Source organism: Lichenicola sp., from assembly GCF_965198575.1.
Lineage (GTDB): Bacteria > Pseudomonadota > Alphaproteobacteria > Acetobacterales > Acetobacteraceae > Lichenicola.
On sequence record NZ_OZ240671.1, the window covers coordinates 301,016 to 315,378 of the forward strand.

Sequence of the window (14,363 nt, forward strand, 5' to 3'; positions counted from 1 at the left end):
CATACGGACTTGGTGTGGTCACAAGTAGCTCGGTGCCGCCGGCCCTTACCTGAGGCGAGCAGGAGCTCAGCCTTCAGGTCTCTGCCCGTGCTGCGGGTAGAAAGGCCTGCCGTTCCGGGCCATGCTGCGTGCCAAGCTGCAGATCGAAGCGGTGCCGCGCTACCGCATCCTACTTCGAATGCGATGTCGCTTCGACAGGAAGCCTTGTGCGCCCAGGCCTGGCGCTAATCCGGATCGCCGCGTTCCCTGCTTGCAGACGAGCAGGTGTTATCGACCTCGACCTGCCGCTTTAGGCGGTTCCGGCACCACGCCCCAGCGCTGCCTCCGCGGCCCGGCGTCCCGACATGAAACTCTGGTTGCTCCAGAGATACGCCCATTCCCCGAAGCGGCCGGCGAGCTCGATGCCGCAGCTGCGTACCCAGGACACCACCAGGTCGCGCCGCGCCTCCATGCCCGTGTCGAAGACAACGTTGCCGTATGGCAACGACTTGTGGTGCAGGAGCACGACCTCGTCGCGGCGGGCCAGACCCATCTTCTCCATCGCGTCGAGGCAGTTCTGTTTCATCTCCTCGACGGTTGCGGTCTGCGGCGCGCGCGGTGACGAATAGATCTCGAACTGCAACGAGCTGTGCCCCTCCGGCGCGTTCGCAGGGGCCTTCCAGCTCGGCGAATAGACCCGCGCCGCAAGGATGTCCGGGTCGTAGATGTAGAACCACAGGCTGGGCGACACGTCCGGCCGTGCGATGCCGACGGAGATCAGGTCGAGCCGGGTCGCGAACAGGGTGGCGGCTGCGTCGCGCACATCCGCGGGCACGTCCGTCATCATCCCGACCAGCGCCGGCAGCGGGATGGTGTTGATCATCGTGTCGTAGGACACCTCGTCCCCGGTGCTGAACCGGACCACCCGCTGCCGCCAATCGACCGACACGGCACGGTGCCCGGCCCGGATGTCGGCGCCCTCGATCAGCGGCTCGATGAAGCCGCGATAGCCGCCCCGGACCGGGTAGCGCATCTTGCTGATGTAGTAGGTGTTCGTGGGCTCCGGGCTCATCGCGCCGAACAGCACCTCGCGGATGTCGGCACGGCGCATCCGATTGCCGATCCAGTCGATCCCGAGATCCTGCGCGTCCACCGTCCAGTATTTCCGCGTGTACTCGAGCGGCCAGCGTTCCGCGATCGCCTCGCCGTACTGGTAGAGCAGCCAGTCCCGGTAGGTGCGGACCTCGAGCTCCGGACGCTCGACCAGGCCCGCGATGAGGGCGGTCTTCTCGGCGGCGGGCAGCGGGAACATGTTGTTCTGGACCGGGTGACGCAGCCAGCGCTCGCGGTCCCAGTTCAGCGAGACGGCGTCGTGCTCGATGTAGGGCGTGAGGTCGAAGACGGCGCGGACTTCGGGCTCCGTTGCGAAGGACAGGTGGACGCCGTTATCGAACCGCCAGCCCTCGACCTCGAAACTGTCGAGCAGCCCGCCGGCGGTCTGCGCCGCCTCGTAGAGCGTCATCGCGGCACCGAGCTCGCGCGCGCGCCACGCCGCGGCCAGGCCAGCAATCCCGGCGCCAAGCACGATGTTGCCACTCATGCAGCGGCCGCCAGGGAGGCCACGTAGCGTGCGAGCGCCTCGTCCCAGCGCGGCATGATGTCCAGATGCAGCAGGCCGAGCTTGGTGTTCACCGCCGCCTCGTTCGGCGACACCGGCGCCTTCCGCTCGAACCGCCGCGGCCGCAACCGCGTGTCGTGCCCGGCCAGTTCGAGGATCCGCTGGACATAGTCGAAGCGGGTCACGGCACCCCCCGCCACGCAGTTGTAGGTGCCCGAAAGGCCCGCATCGAGGATCCGCAGGGTCTGTGCGACGATATCGCCGACCCAGGTCGGTGTCCCGGTCTGGTGCGGGTCCGAAAACATCTCCGGCGCGCTCCGGGCCTCGTTCATGCGCGCCCACACGAAGTTCTTCCGGTGCCCCGGGTCGCCGCCGTACAGCCAGCCAAGACGCAGGATCAGGCTGTCCGGCCAGGCTTCACGCACCGCCGCCTCGCCGGCTGCCTTCGAGGCATGGTGCGCCGTGGTGGGCCGGAGCGGATCCCAGTCGCTGTAGGGCGTCCGTTTCCAGTCGCCGTAGCAGCCTGTCGAGGAGAAGTGTACCAGGCGCGAGCCAGCCTTCCGGCAGGCCTGTGCCAGCAGCTCGGGCAGGAGCGCGTTGGCGGCGTAGGCCGGCCCGGGATCGCTTTCGGCGCGTTCCACATCCGTGTCGGCGGCGCAGTTGATCACGAGCGACGGGCCGAGCGAGGCGATCCTGTCCACGAGGACGCCAGGCTGCGACACGTCGAGCTGGTCGCGTCCGAGGCAGACCGGATCCGGCAGCATGTTCCGCCGGAACGCGCTCCCCAGCATCCCCCCGGCGCCGACCAGGACGGTCGGGCGGGTGCTCATGGCCCGGGTTCCGGAGGCCACGGGAACCTGTCGAGCGGCACCGTCTCCGCCTCGGCCGGATCGTGCTGCAGGTTCGCAGCATTGAGGATCATGTTGTCGCCGACGCTGAGGCCCTGGAAGCCGACCCAGAAGCCGGGAGGCACGGTCAGGCGCCGATAGAGCTCGGGCTCCCCGGGCGACAGCACCGCATCCAGCACCGGCGCGTCTCCCTCGCTCCAGCCGTCGCCATAGATCACGAACCGCACCCCGCCGACGATGCAGACCAGGTTGAGCGTCATCTCGAAATGGCGCTTCCAGCCCTTCACGGCCCCCTGCAGGACCATCGAGAAATACGCTTCCGCGAAGCCGTTATAGCCCGGGTCGGACGCCTTCATGCCATGCAGCACGTCACCATTCGGGGTCGCGATCCGGCGCAGCGTCGTCAGCAGCGGTAGCTTCAGGCCTGCGTCCAAACCCGCCCCCGCTCGGCTGCGATGCGCTCGTACTCGGCGATCTGGTCGAACATCAGTTCGCCTGCCGCCACGCCATCCTTGAGAACCTGCTTGTACCAAAGGCCGGTCATGCTCATGCATTCCTCGTAGGAAAGGTTCGCCTCCCAGCCGAGCTCGAGCAGTGCCTTGTCGCAGTTCAGTTTCAGCAGCCCGGCCTCGTGGAACGGGACGTTGCCGGTGATCTCGTATGCCTGGTCGGCACCCTCGAAGCCCCAGATGCGGCCGAGATCGCCGAGCAGCTGCACGACCGTGTGGTTCTGCTCGCTGCGTGGTCCGAAATTGTAGCTCTCGCCATCGGCGCGCCCGGTCCGGGCGATGTGCGCCCCGAGCGCCAGGTAACCGCTGAGTGGCTCGAGCACATGCTGCCACGGCCTGGTTGCGGACGGGCTGCGGATCTGCACCCGCTCGCCGCGGCCCCAGGCCCGCACGCAGTCGGCGACGATGCGATCGGCCGCCCAGTCGCCGCCGCCGATCACGTTGCCCGCACGTGCCGTCGCGAGCCGGACCTTGCTCTCCGGTTTGCCGAAGAACGAGTGCCAGTATGACTTGAACACGATTTCGGCGGCTGCCTTGGAGCCGCTGTAGATGTCCTTGCCGCCGAGCCCGTCGGTTTCGCGGTAGCCCCACACCCACTCGACGTTGTCGTAGCATTTGTCGCTGGTGATGATGATCGCGGTGACCGGCCAGTCGACGCTGCGCAGCGCCTCGAGGAGGTTCGCCGTGCCGACGACGTTGCTGGTGATGGTCTCGAGCGGGTCGGTGTACGACGTGCGCACGATCGGCTGGGCCGCCAGGTGGAACACGAAATCGGGCCGGAACGACATCACCGCGTCACGAACCGCATCGATTTCGCGGATGTCGGCAATGCGGTGCTCCAGCCGGTTCGACAGCGATGCGAGCTCGAACAGCGACGGCGAGGTCGGGATGTCCTGCGAGTAGCCGCAGACATCCGCCCCGAGAGACAGGAGCCACGCCGAGAGCCAGCTGCCCTTGAAGCCGGTATGGCCGGTCACGAGCACACGCCGGCCGCTATAGCTCTCACCCAGGATCATGTGCATTCCTCGCGTCGATTGTCCGCGGTCACGCGGTCCACACCCGCCAGGGCGCCTTTCCGGACGCCCACAGCTGCTCCAGGTGCGTCTTGTCGCGGAGCGAGTCCATCGGCTGCCAGAAGCCTTCATGACGGAACAGGCCGAGCTGGCCGCTCTTTGCGAGTGCCTCCATCGGCTGCTGTTCCCACGTGGTCTGGTCGCCATCGATATACGCGGCGACCTTCGGCGACAGCACGAAGAAGCCGCCATTGATCCAGCCGCCGTCACCCACGGGCTTCTCGTGGAACCCGGTGACCAGATCCTGCGACGTGCTCAGCGCGCCGAACCGTCCCGGCGGCTGCGTGCCGGTAACCGTCGCGAGCAGGCCCGATGACCGGTGAGCCGCCAGCAGCGTGGTGATGTCGATGTCACCGACGCCGTCGCCGTAGGTCATGCAGAACATCTCGTCATCCTGCACATAGGGGATGACGCGCTTCAGCCGGCCGCCGGTCAGGGTCGTTTCGCCGGTGTCGATCAGCGTCACCCGCCAGGGCTCCGACTTCGCGTTGTGGACTTCCATGCTGTTGCTCGCCATGTCGAACGTGACGTCCGACATGTGCAGGAAGTAGTTGGAGAAGTACTCCTTGATGACGTAGCCCTTGTAGCCCAGGCAGATGATGAATTCGTTAACGCCGTGCGCGCTATAGATCTTCATGATGTGCCACAGGATCGGGCGGCCACCGATCTCGACCATCGGCTTGGGCTTGGTGCCGGTCTCCTCGGCAAGGCGCGTTCCCAGTCCACCCGCCAGGATGACCGCCTTCATGCCAGTGCTCCGCCCGAATGTCGGACGTCATGCGTAACCAATGCAGGGATGCGATGCAAACCGGTCATTTGGGTGCATGCATCGCGACGTGCCGGCCTTCCCGTGCAGCGGATGCCCGCTGCCGCATTTCGCCCCCGGCGCCGGCGCGCCTTGTGGCGGCACGACCGACCCGCCAGCACGAGGCGGTGCGAACAGGCTTGCAGCCCGGACGCCGGAGTGGACCCTGATGCATCGCACGATCGTGGCCGTCTCCGCCCTGCTCTTCATGGCCCGATCGCCGGTGACGCAGGCGCAGCCGGTGCAAGCACAGAGCCGTCCCGATGCCGGAGCGGGTGCTGCGAGCAAGGCCTCCCTGCTAAAGGATCCGGACTGCCTGGGCTGGTGGGAGGCTGATACCGGCAGCCTCGGTAGCGCGGGCATGCCTGCGACGGACGGCACGGGCGTGGCAGGCGTCGCAAACCAGTGCACCGGCCCCGGAGCCATCGGGCCCCTCACCCAGGACCATGCGGCCGATCGACCGATCTTTGGAGCCGGATCCGCAGCGGCGGGCACGACCCCGCGAGGTCACCCGGCATGGTCTTTCCAAGGCGCCTCGATGAGCTTCCTGCAGCTTCCCGGCGTGCCTGCAGAACCTGGTGCGGTCCTGGTCGCCTACCGCAATCCCGCCGCCGGCGCGGACAGCTCTGTCACCCGGGACCTGGTGGGCTGCGACAGCTCCGATCACGCCTCGGCGCTGGGTTCGGCCTACCTGTCCGCCTTCACGAACTACACCGACGGCGGCAGGCAGCGAAAACTCGAGATCAACCGCACCACCTACGCCGACAGCGCGGGGCCGGCCCTCGCCCTCGACGTCGCCAGCAACCCGACCTACGGCGCCTGGGAGGTCACCGGCTGGCGCTCGGACGGGATCAGCCTGGCGCTGCTCAAGGATGCGGGGCAAGCCGCCACGCTGCCGGAGCCCAAGGCGGGCCTCCTGCGTCCGATGGATCTGGGCCCGGAGGGGTGCATCCTCGGCGGGTCGTTCTACGGCCGGGCGGGCCAGAACTGGTTCACCGGCGAGATCGCCGCACTCGTCGAGCTTGCATCCGGGTCGTCGCCCGCGCTGGTCGCAGCGGCCGCCTCGGCACTGGATGCCAAATATACCGTCCGGCCGGTGGGACGCCTGATGTTCGCAGGCTTCCAGGGCACCTACCGGACCGGCAACGAGAACCTCGTGATGGCCCGGAGCGATGACGGGTTGTCCTGGACCGAGACGCCGTCGCATCTGCTGCCGCCACCCGGTCACGTGCTGCGCGATCCGTCCGTCCTGCGCTGGGGCGGATCGTACGTGATGGTTGCGAGCAACCTGACGCTCGTCGACGGACTGGCGCCGTCCGCATCGTTCGACGTCTATACGTCGTCCGGCCCGGACCGATCGAATGGCGGATTGTGGAGCTGGACCTTCATCCAGTCCGTCGACTGCGCGTCGGTGACCGGAACCGACGGCCATGAGGGCGCCTGGGCTCCCGACCTGTTCGTCGACACCGATGGCTCACTGCATGCCATCTTCGCAGGGTCCAGAAACGCCACGGCCCTGCGCGGCTTTGAATTATACGATTTAAGCTGGCCCGCATCCGCCCCGATCGACGCCACCCCCGCGGGCCCGACGCGTCTCGATGGCACGGCAACACGCAACATGATCGATCCCACGGTCAGGCGCGATGGTGGCGTTTACACCCTGTACGGCGCCCGTCTCGGCAGCGGTGCGCGCTATATCGAGACACTGACCGCCCACTCCGTGCGTGGACCGTGGGTGCCGGCGCATACCGGTGACTGGGCAGCCTGGGGGCAGCCCTTCGAAGGCCCGATCGTGGCGGACATCGCGCCGTTTGGCCGCTGCGTTTATCTCGACCCGTTGGGCAATGGCTACCGGCGCAGCTGCTCGACCGACGGCGTCACCTGGTCTGCACCGGAGCCGCTCTCGGGCCCCGGCCTGTTGGAGCATGGCAGCATCTTTGCGCTGTCGGGGAAAAGCACTTAGATGACGCACACCGTTTCAGCGTAGCGTGAGCGTAGCCGGAGACAAAGAGTGTGCCAGACGTCGGGACCCCGGGACTCCGGATTTATATCGCAACGAATGCGCGGCGCGATTACCCCGAGGGACCTGGATATCTGACGCTGCAAACCGGCACCGCTCTTTCGCCGGTTCGGTTCGGGCAGGTCTGCGACGACACCGGCGATTCGATTTCCGCCCTCAACCCGAGCTTCTGTGAGCTGACGGCGCTCTACTGGATCTGGAAGAACGATCGCTCCGAATTCGTTTCCCTGACACATCACCGGCGGTATTTCGCGCCCACGCACCACTCGCTCAGATTCGGCGAACATCATGTCGCTTCTGTAGATGATTTCTGGGAACTGAAGCAGGGATGCGACATCCTCGTTCCCAGTCCGGTGAAGTGGCTCATCCCGCACACCCAGATCCCGCAGTCGGGACTGCAGCAATACGCCGAAGTGCATCACCCGCATGACCTGTTTCTCGCGAGGGAGGAGCTGGCACTCCAGGCGCCCGACTATCTCGACGCGTTCGATTACGTCATGCAGACGAACGTTCTGTCGCACCACAACATGTTCGTCGCCAGGAAGGCTGCCATCGACGAGTATTGCAGCTGGCTGTTCCCGATCCTGTTCGCCCTGGAAAAAATCATACCCTACTCGTTCTATGACGGGTATCAGATCCGCGTCTTCGGTTATCTGGCGGAACGCCTGTTCAATGTCTGGCTCGCCAAGAACCGGCGCAGATACCGGATACTATACAGGTTCATCGTCAGGACCGAGGCCGGGATCTTCTAGGGCCGGGACTCAGAACCACCAGTTGATGGCGGACACAAGGAAGTCCGCGCTGATAAAGTCGGTCGCGAGCGTGTCGTAGCGGGTGGCGATGCGGCGATCATCCTTGAGGCGGCAGAACATGCGCTCGACCGCGATCCGGCTCTTGTCGAGCGTGTGCGAGAATCAGCTTTTCCAGCGGCGGTCGGGCGTGGAGGGGATGTCTTGCACGGCACCGAGGTGCTGGATCAGGTCGCGCATCGCATCGGTGTCATGGGCCTCGTCGGCCAGCACGATGGTGCGCGGTGCAAGATCGTCGAGCAGGATTTCGGCGGCACGACGATCGGCAATGGTGCCGCCGATCAGCACGAAACGGAGCTTGCGACCTTCGCCGTCGGTGAGCGCGTGGAGTTCGCTATTGCGGTCACCTTGGCTGATCCCGATCGCCTGGAGGAGCGCCCCCCGTTTCCGCCGCCCGCCAATCGGTGGGCTTTCATGTGCGTGCTACCGATCGGGACTTTGGCAGGCGGTTCGCCCGCTGCTGCCGGCGCGATGAACATCTCCTGCAAGATGCTTTTGGCCGCCCATTGTACGAATTGATTACAAAGTCCCTGTCTCGGACCATAGCAGGCGGGGGCATCTACCCACCGGCCACCCGACTTCACCACATGAATGATGTTGCTGGTCACCCGTTGGTCATCGACAGGCGCAAACGCAGGCTCCTGCTGTTGCCAAGCCTGAATTACATCCGCGTCGCCAAGGGGGGGATTCAAGCCATGTGTCCCGACCCTGGCCGGCTGCGCAAATTCCATAGCCGTCTCGACTGATCGCATCTGCCCATACCGGCAGGTCACGCCTCGGTAGGCTGGATGTCTCTACGACAGACTGGTCGTCGATCGCTCCGGATCAGATGAAAAAGAACGCCAGTCCGAACACCAGGTAGATGCCGATCAGCAGCACGCCCTCGAACCAGGTGGTCTCGCCGTCGCCGGCGATCGCGTTGACGATGAAGGCGGTGCCGGCGATCGCGAACAGGTCGAGCGGGTCCTCGAACACCAGGGTCATCGGCCGGCCAAGCAGCCAGGACAGGATCACCAGCAGCGGCGCCACCACCAGCGCCATCTGGATCGCCGACCCGATGCAGATGCTCATCACCAGCCCCATCCGGTCCTGGCGCGCGAACCAGACCGCGGCGAACAGGTCGGAGATCGTGCCGACCAGGGCGATCACGATGACGCCGAGAAAGATCTGCGTCAGATGCAGCGTCGAGGCCGCCTGGGCCAGCGCGCCGGAGACCAGCTCGCTTTCCAGCGCGGCGCCGATCGTGGCAGCGACCAGCACGGCGAGGCTGCGGCCGATCGACCAGTCCGGCCGTTCCTCCTGCTCGCCCGACGCGAACACGTCGCGATGGGTGACCAGCGTGTAGCCGAGATTGCCGGCATAGATCAGCAGCAGCACGACCGAGACCGCGAGGCTGAGTGATTCGTCACGGGCGCCGATCCCGGCCACGTGGGTGAAGCGGCGGCCGGTGTAGTCGAACACCGCGGGCAGCAGCAGCGCGATCACCACCAGGATCAGCAGGCTCGACAACAGCCCGGCCCGCTCGCGCTTGAAGGTCTGCCGCTCGCGTCCCCAGCCGCCGACGACGATCGCCAACCCGAGCCCGAGCAGGCTGGTGCCGAGGATCGAGCCGGTGATCTGCGCGTGGACGACATCCGCCTGCCCGCGCATCAGCACGAACAGTGCCAGCAACAGTTCGGCGATGCTGCCGAGGCTGATGGTCAGCAGGCCGCCGACCGCCGCGCCGGTATGGCCGGCGAGCTGATCGGTCGCGGCGCGGATCCAGTCGGCCAGCACCGCCACGCCGAGAATGCCGCAGACGAAGACCCAGATCGGCGGGACATGGAGCCCGTATTCGAGCATCGGCGCCAACGGCACCAACAGGAGCAGGCCGAGGCGGATCATGGCGTGTCTGCACGCTCCCGGCTGCGGCGAAGGAACACCGACAGGTGAGTCGCGGTGATGCCGTGTGCCACGACCGAGGCTGCGGCGGCGAGGCTTACCACCGGCCACAACGACCCGATCCCGGTCCTGTCCTGCGCATCGCAGGCGTAGAACAGGGCGGCGGCACCGACCGGGCCGAACCAGCCTGCGAACAGCCGGTGCGACAGCGGGCGCGTCCAGGCCATCAGGCCGCCGAGCGCAATCCAGGCCGGCAGCCGGCGGAACAGCAGGATGCACACGACGAACACGGGCGCGCGCCACCCCATCTGGACCCAGGCCGCCCAGGGTAGTGCTGCGCCGAACAGGAGCATGATCGGCAGGTCGAAGAAACGGGCGACGGCCTCGTTGAAATGCTCCTGGTGCTCCTCATGCTCGGTGCTGAAGCTCTCGTTCAGCACCGCACCGGCCACGAAGGCGCCCAGCACGCCGTTGCCGCCGATCGCCTGCAGCCCGGCAAGGGTCGCCAGCGCCAATGCCAGGGCGATGGTCAGCAGCGAGGAGCGTTCGGTGTCGGGATGGCGGGCCGCCCGGCGCATGCACAGGCAGGCGCCGTAGCCGGCCGCCGCACCCAGCACGACGGCGCTGCCGACCTCGATCACCAGTACATGCAGCAGCCAGTCGCCGATGCCGTGGCCATGATCCCCGGGCCGCAGCGCCAGGATGATGAAAAGCGGGATCATGACGAAGGGCTGCGCCAGCCCGTCATTTATGCCGCTCTCGGCATTGATGGCGTGGCGGAGGTCGTATGGCACGGTGCGCTGGGCGAGCGGGCCACTGACCACCGGCGCCGACAGCACAGGATCGGTGGGTGCCAGGATGGCCCCGATGAGGGCGCACTGCAGGAACGGCAGTCCGAGGCAGAGCCACGCGACCGCGGCGCCGGCCGCCCACATGAGCAGCATGCCGGGCCCGAGCGCCACCGCCAGGCCGCGCCACCGGCGGCGCAACCAGCCGCGTGGCAGCCTGATCGCGGACGCCAGCACGGCAACCCCCAGCGTCACCCGCGCGGCCTCCCGGAACACCGCGCGCGCCGCCGGATCCTGCCCCGGATCGATCCGGATGAAACCGAGCACCAACGGCCCCAGCAGGATGCCCGCCATCGCGCAGACCAGCGGTTCGGACATCCAGAGCTCGGAGTTCACCAGACCGGAGGTGGCCCCGAGCAGCAGCAGCAGCACGGCGACGGAAAAGGCGAGCAACCAGGGATCCGGGATCGTCATGCCTGTGTGGTAGCGCGGATCGCCGTCGGGCAACCAGGGTGCGCGATGGTGCCCGGATAAAACAAAACATGACTTCCGCGACAAGACCATCACGAGCGGGATGGTGTCGCTGCGAGATTGCATCTTCCTCTGCAGCAGCTGCAGCAGAACGGACGCGAGCTGTCCGTGGACTGGCGCAGATGCCAAGAAACAGCGGCGGCAATCAGGACTCCAGTTCATGGTCCAGATCGACGGTGCGGCGCACTCGGCCGACCATCATTGGGATCCAGCCAGAAACTTTTCATGCGAAAGATTTCCGGTACGCGCCGCAAGTTGCCACGCCCGCACGGCAGGTTTTCCGGCTGCGATCGCGGCGACGCGATCGTCGGCGTCCTCGAAGGGCGCCATCGCCGGTCCGCCGGCCAGGGTTTTTGCCAGGCTCTCGATCGACGGCGCGCGTGAAATCCAGACTATCGGCCTCGCCCGACCGGGGATGTTGAATGGCAATCCCGGCGTGGCAAGACACATCGTATTTCTTACGTAACAACGCACGGCCGCTTGAAGAACGACAACACGGGCGGCGTGATCGCCGCGGCCGATCCAAAGCCGATGCAGGGCTTGACCAATAGCGACCCGACCAAGCCCACCGGCTCCGGTTCAACCGCCAGGATCACGCGGATCCCGATCGACGGCGAATTCGACAAAGGCGCACGGCTTGCTGAAGACCGCCTCGGTCACCGCCAACGACACGCAGGCAGTGACGCCGCTGACGCGGAGCGACACCGACATCGCCCAGGCCTCAAGGCTGCTGTCGAGCAGGAACCGTCACGGCGCGAGCCAGGCCCTGAGGCAGGCGCAGGACCCGGTGCTGTACGATGCGGATGTCGCGCATGATGTCGTTGGTCCCGCTACCTCCGCGTCGGCCAGGCGCACTCCGACGACGTCGAACCTGTAGAGACCCGAAGCCGGCGATTGCCGCTGCGAGCTCATATCGATCGGGACCCGCCAGGAACGCGCCCGGTACCGGCTCCCTGGAGGGCGCCATGCCGCACGGCTGGCTCTACAGCGTCGCCGTCCTCTACGTCCCGCTTCCGAGACGCGGGCAACAACATCCCGCCATCGTGCAGATCGAACCAAGGCGCCAGGATGCCCCATGCATCAATGCGCCGCTTCAGCCGGAGCAGCTGGCCCCGCCAAGCACGCAGAAGCGTGCGCAATGGGGATGGTTGAGTGCCACCGGCCCGGCCGCCTCCGCCAGCGTGGCGCCGAGGTCGAAGTCGCGATGGTGCGGGATCAGCGTACAGGCGACCACGCGCGCCGCCGCTTCGCCCCGCCTGTGCACCACCATGCGGCTGCCGGCGCACATGACCGAGGCCGGTGACCGGTCGAGGATGCCCCAGCAGGCCGTCGTGATCTCGGGCACGTCGGCCGCCGCATCCATTTCCGGAAACAGCACCAGGCCGGCCGGGTCGCTGGCATCGACCGGGATCCCCTGTGCCGCGAACAACGCCGCATAGCCGGCCCGTACGTCGGCCTCATGCTCGCGCGCGAGATGCCGGCCGGCCACCGACACCCGGAAGCCGCCCGCCGACAGCCAGCGCAGACCGTCAAGTGCCACCGCCCAGCTGCCCGGACCGCGTTCCGCCTCATGGATGGCCTGGCTGTGATGGTCGAGGCTGACCCGCAGCGTCAGCCGCTCGTGGTATCGGGCCAGCAGCGCCAGCAACGCGGTTTCGCGCCGCCGCATCGGCTTCATCGCGTTGGTCAGCACCAGCACCGCGTGGCCGCGCTCCAGCGCAAGCTCCAGCATCGCGATGATGTCCGGGTTCATGAACGGCTCGCCGCCGGTGAAGCCGATCTCGCGGGTGCCTCGCCTGTTCCGTGCGATCTCGTCGATGAACCGCGCCACTTCCCCGGCGGTCAGATAGACCAGCGCGTCGTTGGTCGGCGTGCTCTCGATGTAGCAGTTGGCGCAGGCCAGGTTGCAGAGCGTGCCGGTGTTGAACCAGAGCGTCTCGAGCCCCACCAGCGGGACCATCGCCCGCGCCTCGCCCGCCGCCGTCCGCACCGGATCGACGAACTTGGCTGCCGGCAACGAACGCGCCTCGACACGGAACGGCGACGGCCCGGCCGGCATCATGCGCACGCCGCTCACACGCGCCATGATCTCGCCCTCGCGCGCAGCCGTGCCCAGCGCTTCGGCCAGCGCCCGAACAGCGCCGGCTGCCAGGTCGCGAACGCCGCCGCCTTGGCGATCTCGCTGCGGGTCGGATAGGCGATCACCGCGGAACCGAGCGCGAAGCTGGACGAGCGGCCGGTGATCACCTGCGCCCAGGGCAGCAGCAACTCGCCCGCATGCGCGCCGACGATGGTGACGCCCACCACCCTGCCCCGGTGCCGCACCAGCTTCAGGAAGCCGCGCGTGTCGCCCTCCGTCACCGCCCGGTGGTTGTGCGCGAATGCCTCGCGGGTGACCTCGATGCGGCCGTATCGCGCCTCCGCCTCGGCCTGCGTGGGCCCGATCTGGGCGAGCTCTGGGTCGGTGTAGGTGACGCGGGGCAATGCCCGCCAGTCGACCTTGCCGCGCACCCCCAGCGCCACCCGGGCGGCCACCAGCGCGCCTTCGTAGCCGGCGACATGGGTGAAACGTGGGCCGGCCCGGCAGTCGCCGATCGCAAGGATGCGCCGGTTGCTGGTGCGGCGGCCTGCATCCACCACGATCCCGTCCGCGCCGGTCTCGACGCCGGCCGCCGCCAGGTCCAGCGTCTCGATATTGGCCGTCCGCCCGGTCGCCACCAGCAGATGGCTTCCGGCCGCGACCTCGCCGTTCGCGCAATGCACCCTCACCTCGTGGTCCCGCTCGACCCGGATCGCCTGCGTGGCCAGCAGCACCACCCCCTCCATCCCCAGCTGCTCCACCACCAGCGCCACCGCCTCCCGGTCCTCGCGGCCGAGCCAGGGTGCTGCGCCGATCAGCGTCACCGCCGCACCCAGCCGGCGAAACGCCTGCGCCATCTCGATCCCCACGGGGCCGCCGCCGAGCACGATCAGGTGCGACGGCAGGGTCTCCAGCCCGAACAGCGTCTCGTTGGTGAGTGGTGCCGCTTCGGCCAGACCCTCGATCGGCGGCAGCGTCGGCCGCGACCCGGTGGCGATCACGAAGCGGCCGGCCTTCAGCCTGCGGTTGCCTGCCAGTATGGTGGAGCGATCCAGGAAGCGCGCCCGCGCGCGGATCACCGCGACGCCCATCGCCTCGAACCGCTCCTGGCTGTCCTCCGGCGCGATCCGGGCGATCGCCTGGTCGACATGCGCACGCACGGCTGCGAAATCGACCACCGGCTCACCCAGCGCCACTCCCAGCCTTGCTCCCGAGCGGCCGGTACTGGCCCGCGCTGCGGCAGCGATCAGCGCCTTCGATGGCACGCAGCCGGTATTGAGGCACTCGCCGCCCATGTCGCCCGCCTCGACCAGCGCGACCTTCAGCCCGAATAGTGCTGCACCGCCGGCAGCGGTCAGCCCCGCCGCGCCGGCACCGATCACCACGAGGTCGAAGCGCTCCGTCACGCCGACCTTACGCGGG

The 14,363-nt window shown here is 67.5% G+C and carries 14 protein-coding genes; 5 read left to right on the plus strand and 9 right to left on the minus strand.

Translation table 11 applies throughout. The features are described from left to right. Positions 1–289: 289 nt before the first annotated feature. From ACOEQ2_RS01545 to rfbF, 5 genes are read right to left on the minus strand one after another with little or no spacing between them, the layout of a single operon-like run. Positions 290–1,579, minus strand: coding sequence for a protoporphyrinogen/coproporphyrinogen oxidase (locus ACOEQ2_RS01545; protein ID WP_419729637.1), 1,290 nt, complete (start codon positions 1,577–1,579; stop codon positions 290–292). After that, complete coding sequence (locus ACOEQ2_RS01550) at positions 1,576–2,427, minus strand: SDR family oxidoreductase (protein ID WP_419729638.1); 852 nt, start codon at positions 2,425–2,427, stop codon at positions 1,576–1,578. The genes ACOEQ2_RS01545 and ACOEQ2_RS01550 overlap by 4 nt, the downstream gene beginning before the upstream one ends. Then, entirely contained in the window at positions 2,424–2,879 is a 456-nt protein-coding gene (locus tag ACOEQ2_RS01555; RefSeq protein WP_419729639.1) for a dTDP-4-dehydrorhamnose 3,5-epimerase, read from the minus strand. Before ACOEQ2_RS01555 ends, ACOEQ2_RS01550 begins: the two co-directional genes overlap by 4 nt. Beyond that, on the minus strand, positions 2,864–3,970 hold the full coding sequence (rfbG, locus tag ACOEQ2_RS01560; RefSeq protein WP_419729640.1) for a CDP-glucose 4,6-dehydratase: 1,107 nt from the start codon (positions 3,968–3,970) through the stop codon (positions 2,864–2,866). The genes ACOEQ2_RS01555 and rfbG overlap by 16 nt, the downstream gene beginning before the upstream one ends. Before the next feature lie 28 nt (positions 3,971–3,998). After that, a complete protein-coding gene (rfbF, locus tag ACOEQ2_RS01565) occupies positions 3,999–4,775 on the minus strand; it encodes a glucose-1-phosphate cytidylyltransferase (RefSeq protein WP_419729641.1) in 777 nt (258 codons plus the stop codon). Between the two features lie 595 nt (positions 4,776–5,370). Between rfbF and ACOEQ2_RS01570 the strand changes: the two genes are divergently transcribed. The 3 genes from ACOEQ2_RS01570 to ACOEQ2_RS01580 all read left to right on the plus strand — a co-directional run bounded on the left by ACOEQ2_RS01570 (position 5,371) and on the right by ACOEQ2_RS01580 (position 8,180). Then, complete coding sequence (locus tag ACOEQ2_RS01570; protein ID WP_419729642.1) at positions 5,371–6,795, plus strand: hypothetical protein; 1,425 nt, start codon at positions 5,371–5,373, stop codon at positions 6,793–6,795. Between the two features lie 50 nt (positions 6,796–6,845). Continuing rightward, complete coding sequence (locus tag ACOEQ2_RS01575) at positions 6,846–7,604, plus strand: DUF4422 domain-containing protein (protein WP_419729643.1); 759 nt, start codon at positions 6,846–6,848, stop codon at positions 7,602–7,604. 201 nt (positions 7,605–7,805) lie between these two features. Then, complete coding sequence (locus ACOEQ2_RS01580; RefSeq protein ID WP_419729644.1) at positions 7,806–8,180, plus strand: hypothetical protein; 375 nt, start codon at positions 7,806–7,808, stop codon at positions 8,178–8,180. A gap of 306 nt (positions 8,181–8,486) precedes the next feature. Here ACOEQ2_RS01580 and cax read toward each other — a convergent pair whose 3' ends face one another. After that, positions 8,487–9,545 (minus strand): calcium/proton exchanger, encoded by a 1,059-nt coding sequence (cax, locus tag ACOEQ2_RS01585; RefSeq protein WP_419729645.1) that lies wholly within the window; start codon positions 9,543–9,545, stop codon positions 8,487–8,489. Next, positions 9,542–10,804 (minus strand): cation:proton antiporter, encoded by a 1,263-nt coding sequence (locus tag ACOEQ2_RS01590; RefSeq protein ID WP_419729646.1) that lies wholly within the window; start codon positions 10,802–10,804, stop codon positions 9,542–9,544. The genes cax and ACOEQ2_RS01590 overlap by 4 nt, the downstream gene beginning before the upstream one ends. A 217-nt stretch (positions 10,805–11,021) precedes the next feature. On the opposite strand from ACOEQ2_RS01590, the gene ACOEQ2_RS01595 reads away from it, so the two are divergent. Next, positions 11,022–11,327 (plus strand): hypothetical protein, encoded by a 306-nt coding sequence (locus tag ACOEQ2_RS01595; protein WP_419729647.1) that lies wholly within the window; start codon positions 11,022–11,024, stop codon positions 11,325–11,327. A 171-nt stretch (positions 11,328–11,498) separates the two neighbouring features. Then, the gene (locus tag ACOEQ2_RS01600; protein WP_419729648.1) at positions 11,499–11,738 is read left to right on the plus strand and encodes a hypothetical protein; all 240 of its coding nucleotides are present in this window, start codon (positions 11,499–11,501) and stop codon (positions 11,736–11,738) included. A gap of 216 nt (positions 11,739–11,954) precedes the next feature. Here ACOEQ2_RS01600 and ACOEQ2_RS01605 read toward each other — a convergent pair whose 3' ends face one another. Together ACOEQ2_RS01605 and ACOEQ2_RS01610 are read right to left on the minus strand one after the other, a co-directional pair. Next, complete coding sequence (locus ACOEQ2_RS01605; protein WP_419729649.1) at positions 11,955–12,947, minus strand: radical SAM protein; 993 nt, start codon at positions 12,945–12,947, stop codon at positions 11,955–11,957. Beyond that, complete coding sequence (locus ACOEQ2_RS01610) at positions 12,935–14,347, minus strand: dihydrolipoyl dehydrogenase family protein (protein ID WP_419729650.1); 1,413 nt, start codon at positions 14,345–14,347, stop codon at positions 12,935–12,937. Before ACOEQ2_RS01610 ends, ACOEQ2_RS01605 begins: the two co-directional genes overlap by 13 nt. Positions 14,348–14,363: the final 16 nt, after the last annotated feature.

Coding starts and splice junctions, on each gene's coding strand:
- ACOEQ2_RS01605 (WP_419729649.1), bottom strand. CDS start 12,947: ATGGCGCGTGTGAGCGGCGTGCGCATGATGCCGGCCGGGCCGTCGCCG.
- ACOEQ2_RS01545 (WP_419729637.1), bottom strand. CDS start 1,579: ATGAGTGGCAACATCGTGCTTGGCGCCGGGATTGCTGGCCTGGCCGCG.
- ACOEQ2_RS01550 (WP_419729638.1), bottom strand. CDS start 2,427: ATGAGCACCCGCCCGACCGTCCTGGTCGGCGCCGGGGGGATGCTGGGG.
- ACOEQ2_RS01570 (WP_419729642.1), top strand. CDS start 5,371: ATGAGCTTCCTGCAGCTTCCCGGCGTGCCTGCAGAACCTGGTGCGGTC.
- ACOEQ2_RS01590 (WP_419729646.1), bottom strand. CDS start 10,804: ATGACGATCCCGGATCCCTGGTTGCTCGCCTTTTCCGTCGCCGTGCTG.
- ACOEQ2_RS01595 (WP_419729647.1), top strand. CDS start 11,022: ATGGTCCAGATCGACGGTGCGGCGCACTCGGCCGACCATCATTGGGAT.
- rfbF (WP_419729641.1), bottom strand. CDS start 4,775: ATGAAGGCGGTCATCCTGGCGGGTGGACTGGGAACGCGCCTTGCCGAG.
- rfbG (WP_419729640.1), bottom strand. CDS start 3,970: ATGATCCTGGGTGAGAGCTATAGCGGCCGGCGTGTGCTCGTGACCGGC.
- cax (WP_419729645.1), bottom strand. CDS start 9,545: ATGATCCGCCTCGGCCTGCTCCTGTTGGTGCCGTTGGCGCCGATGCTC.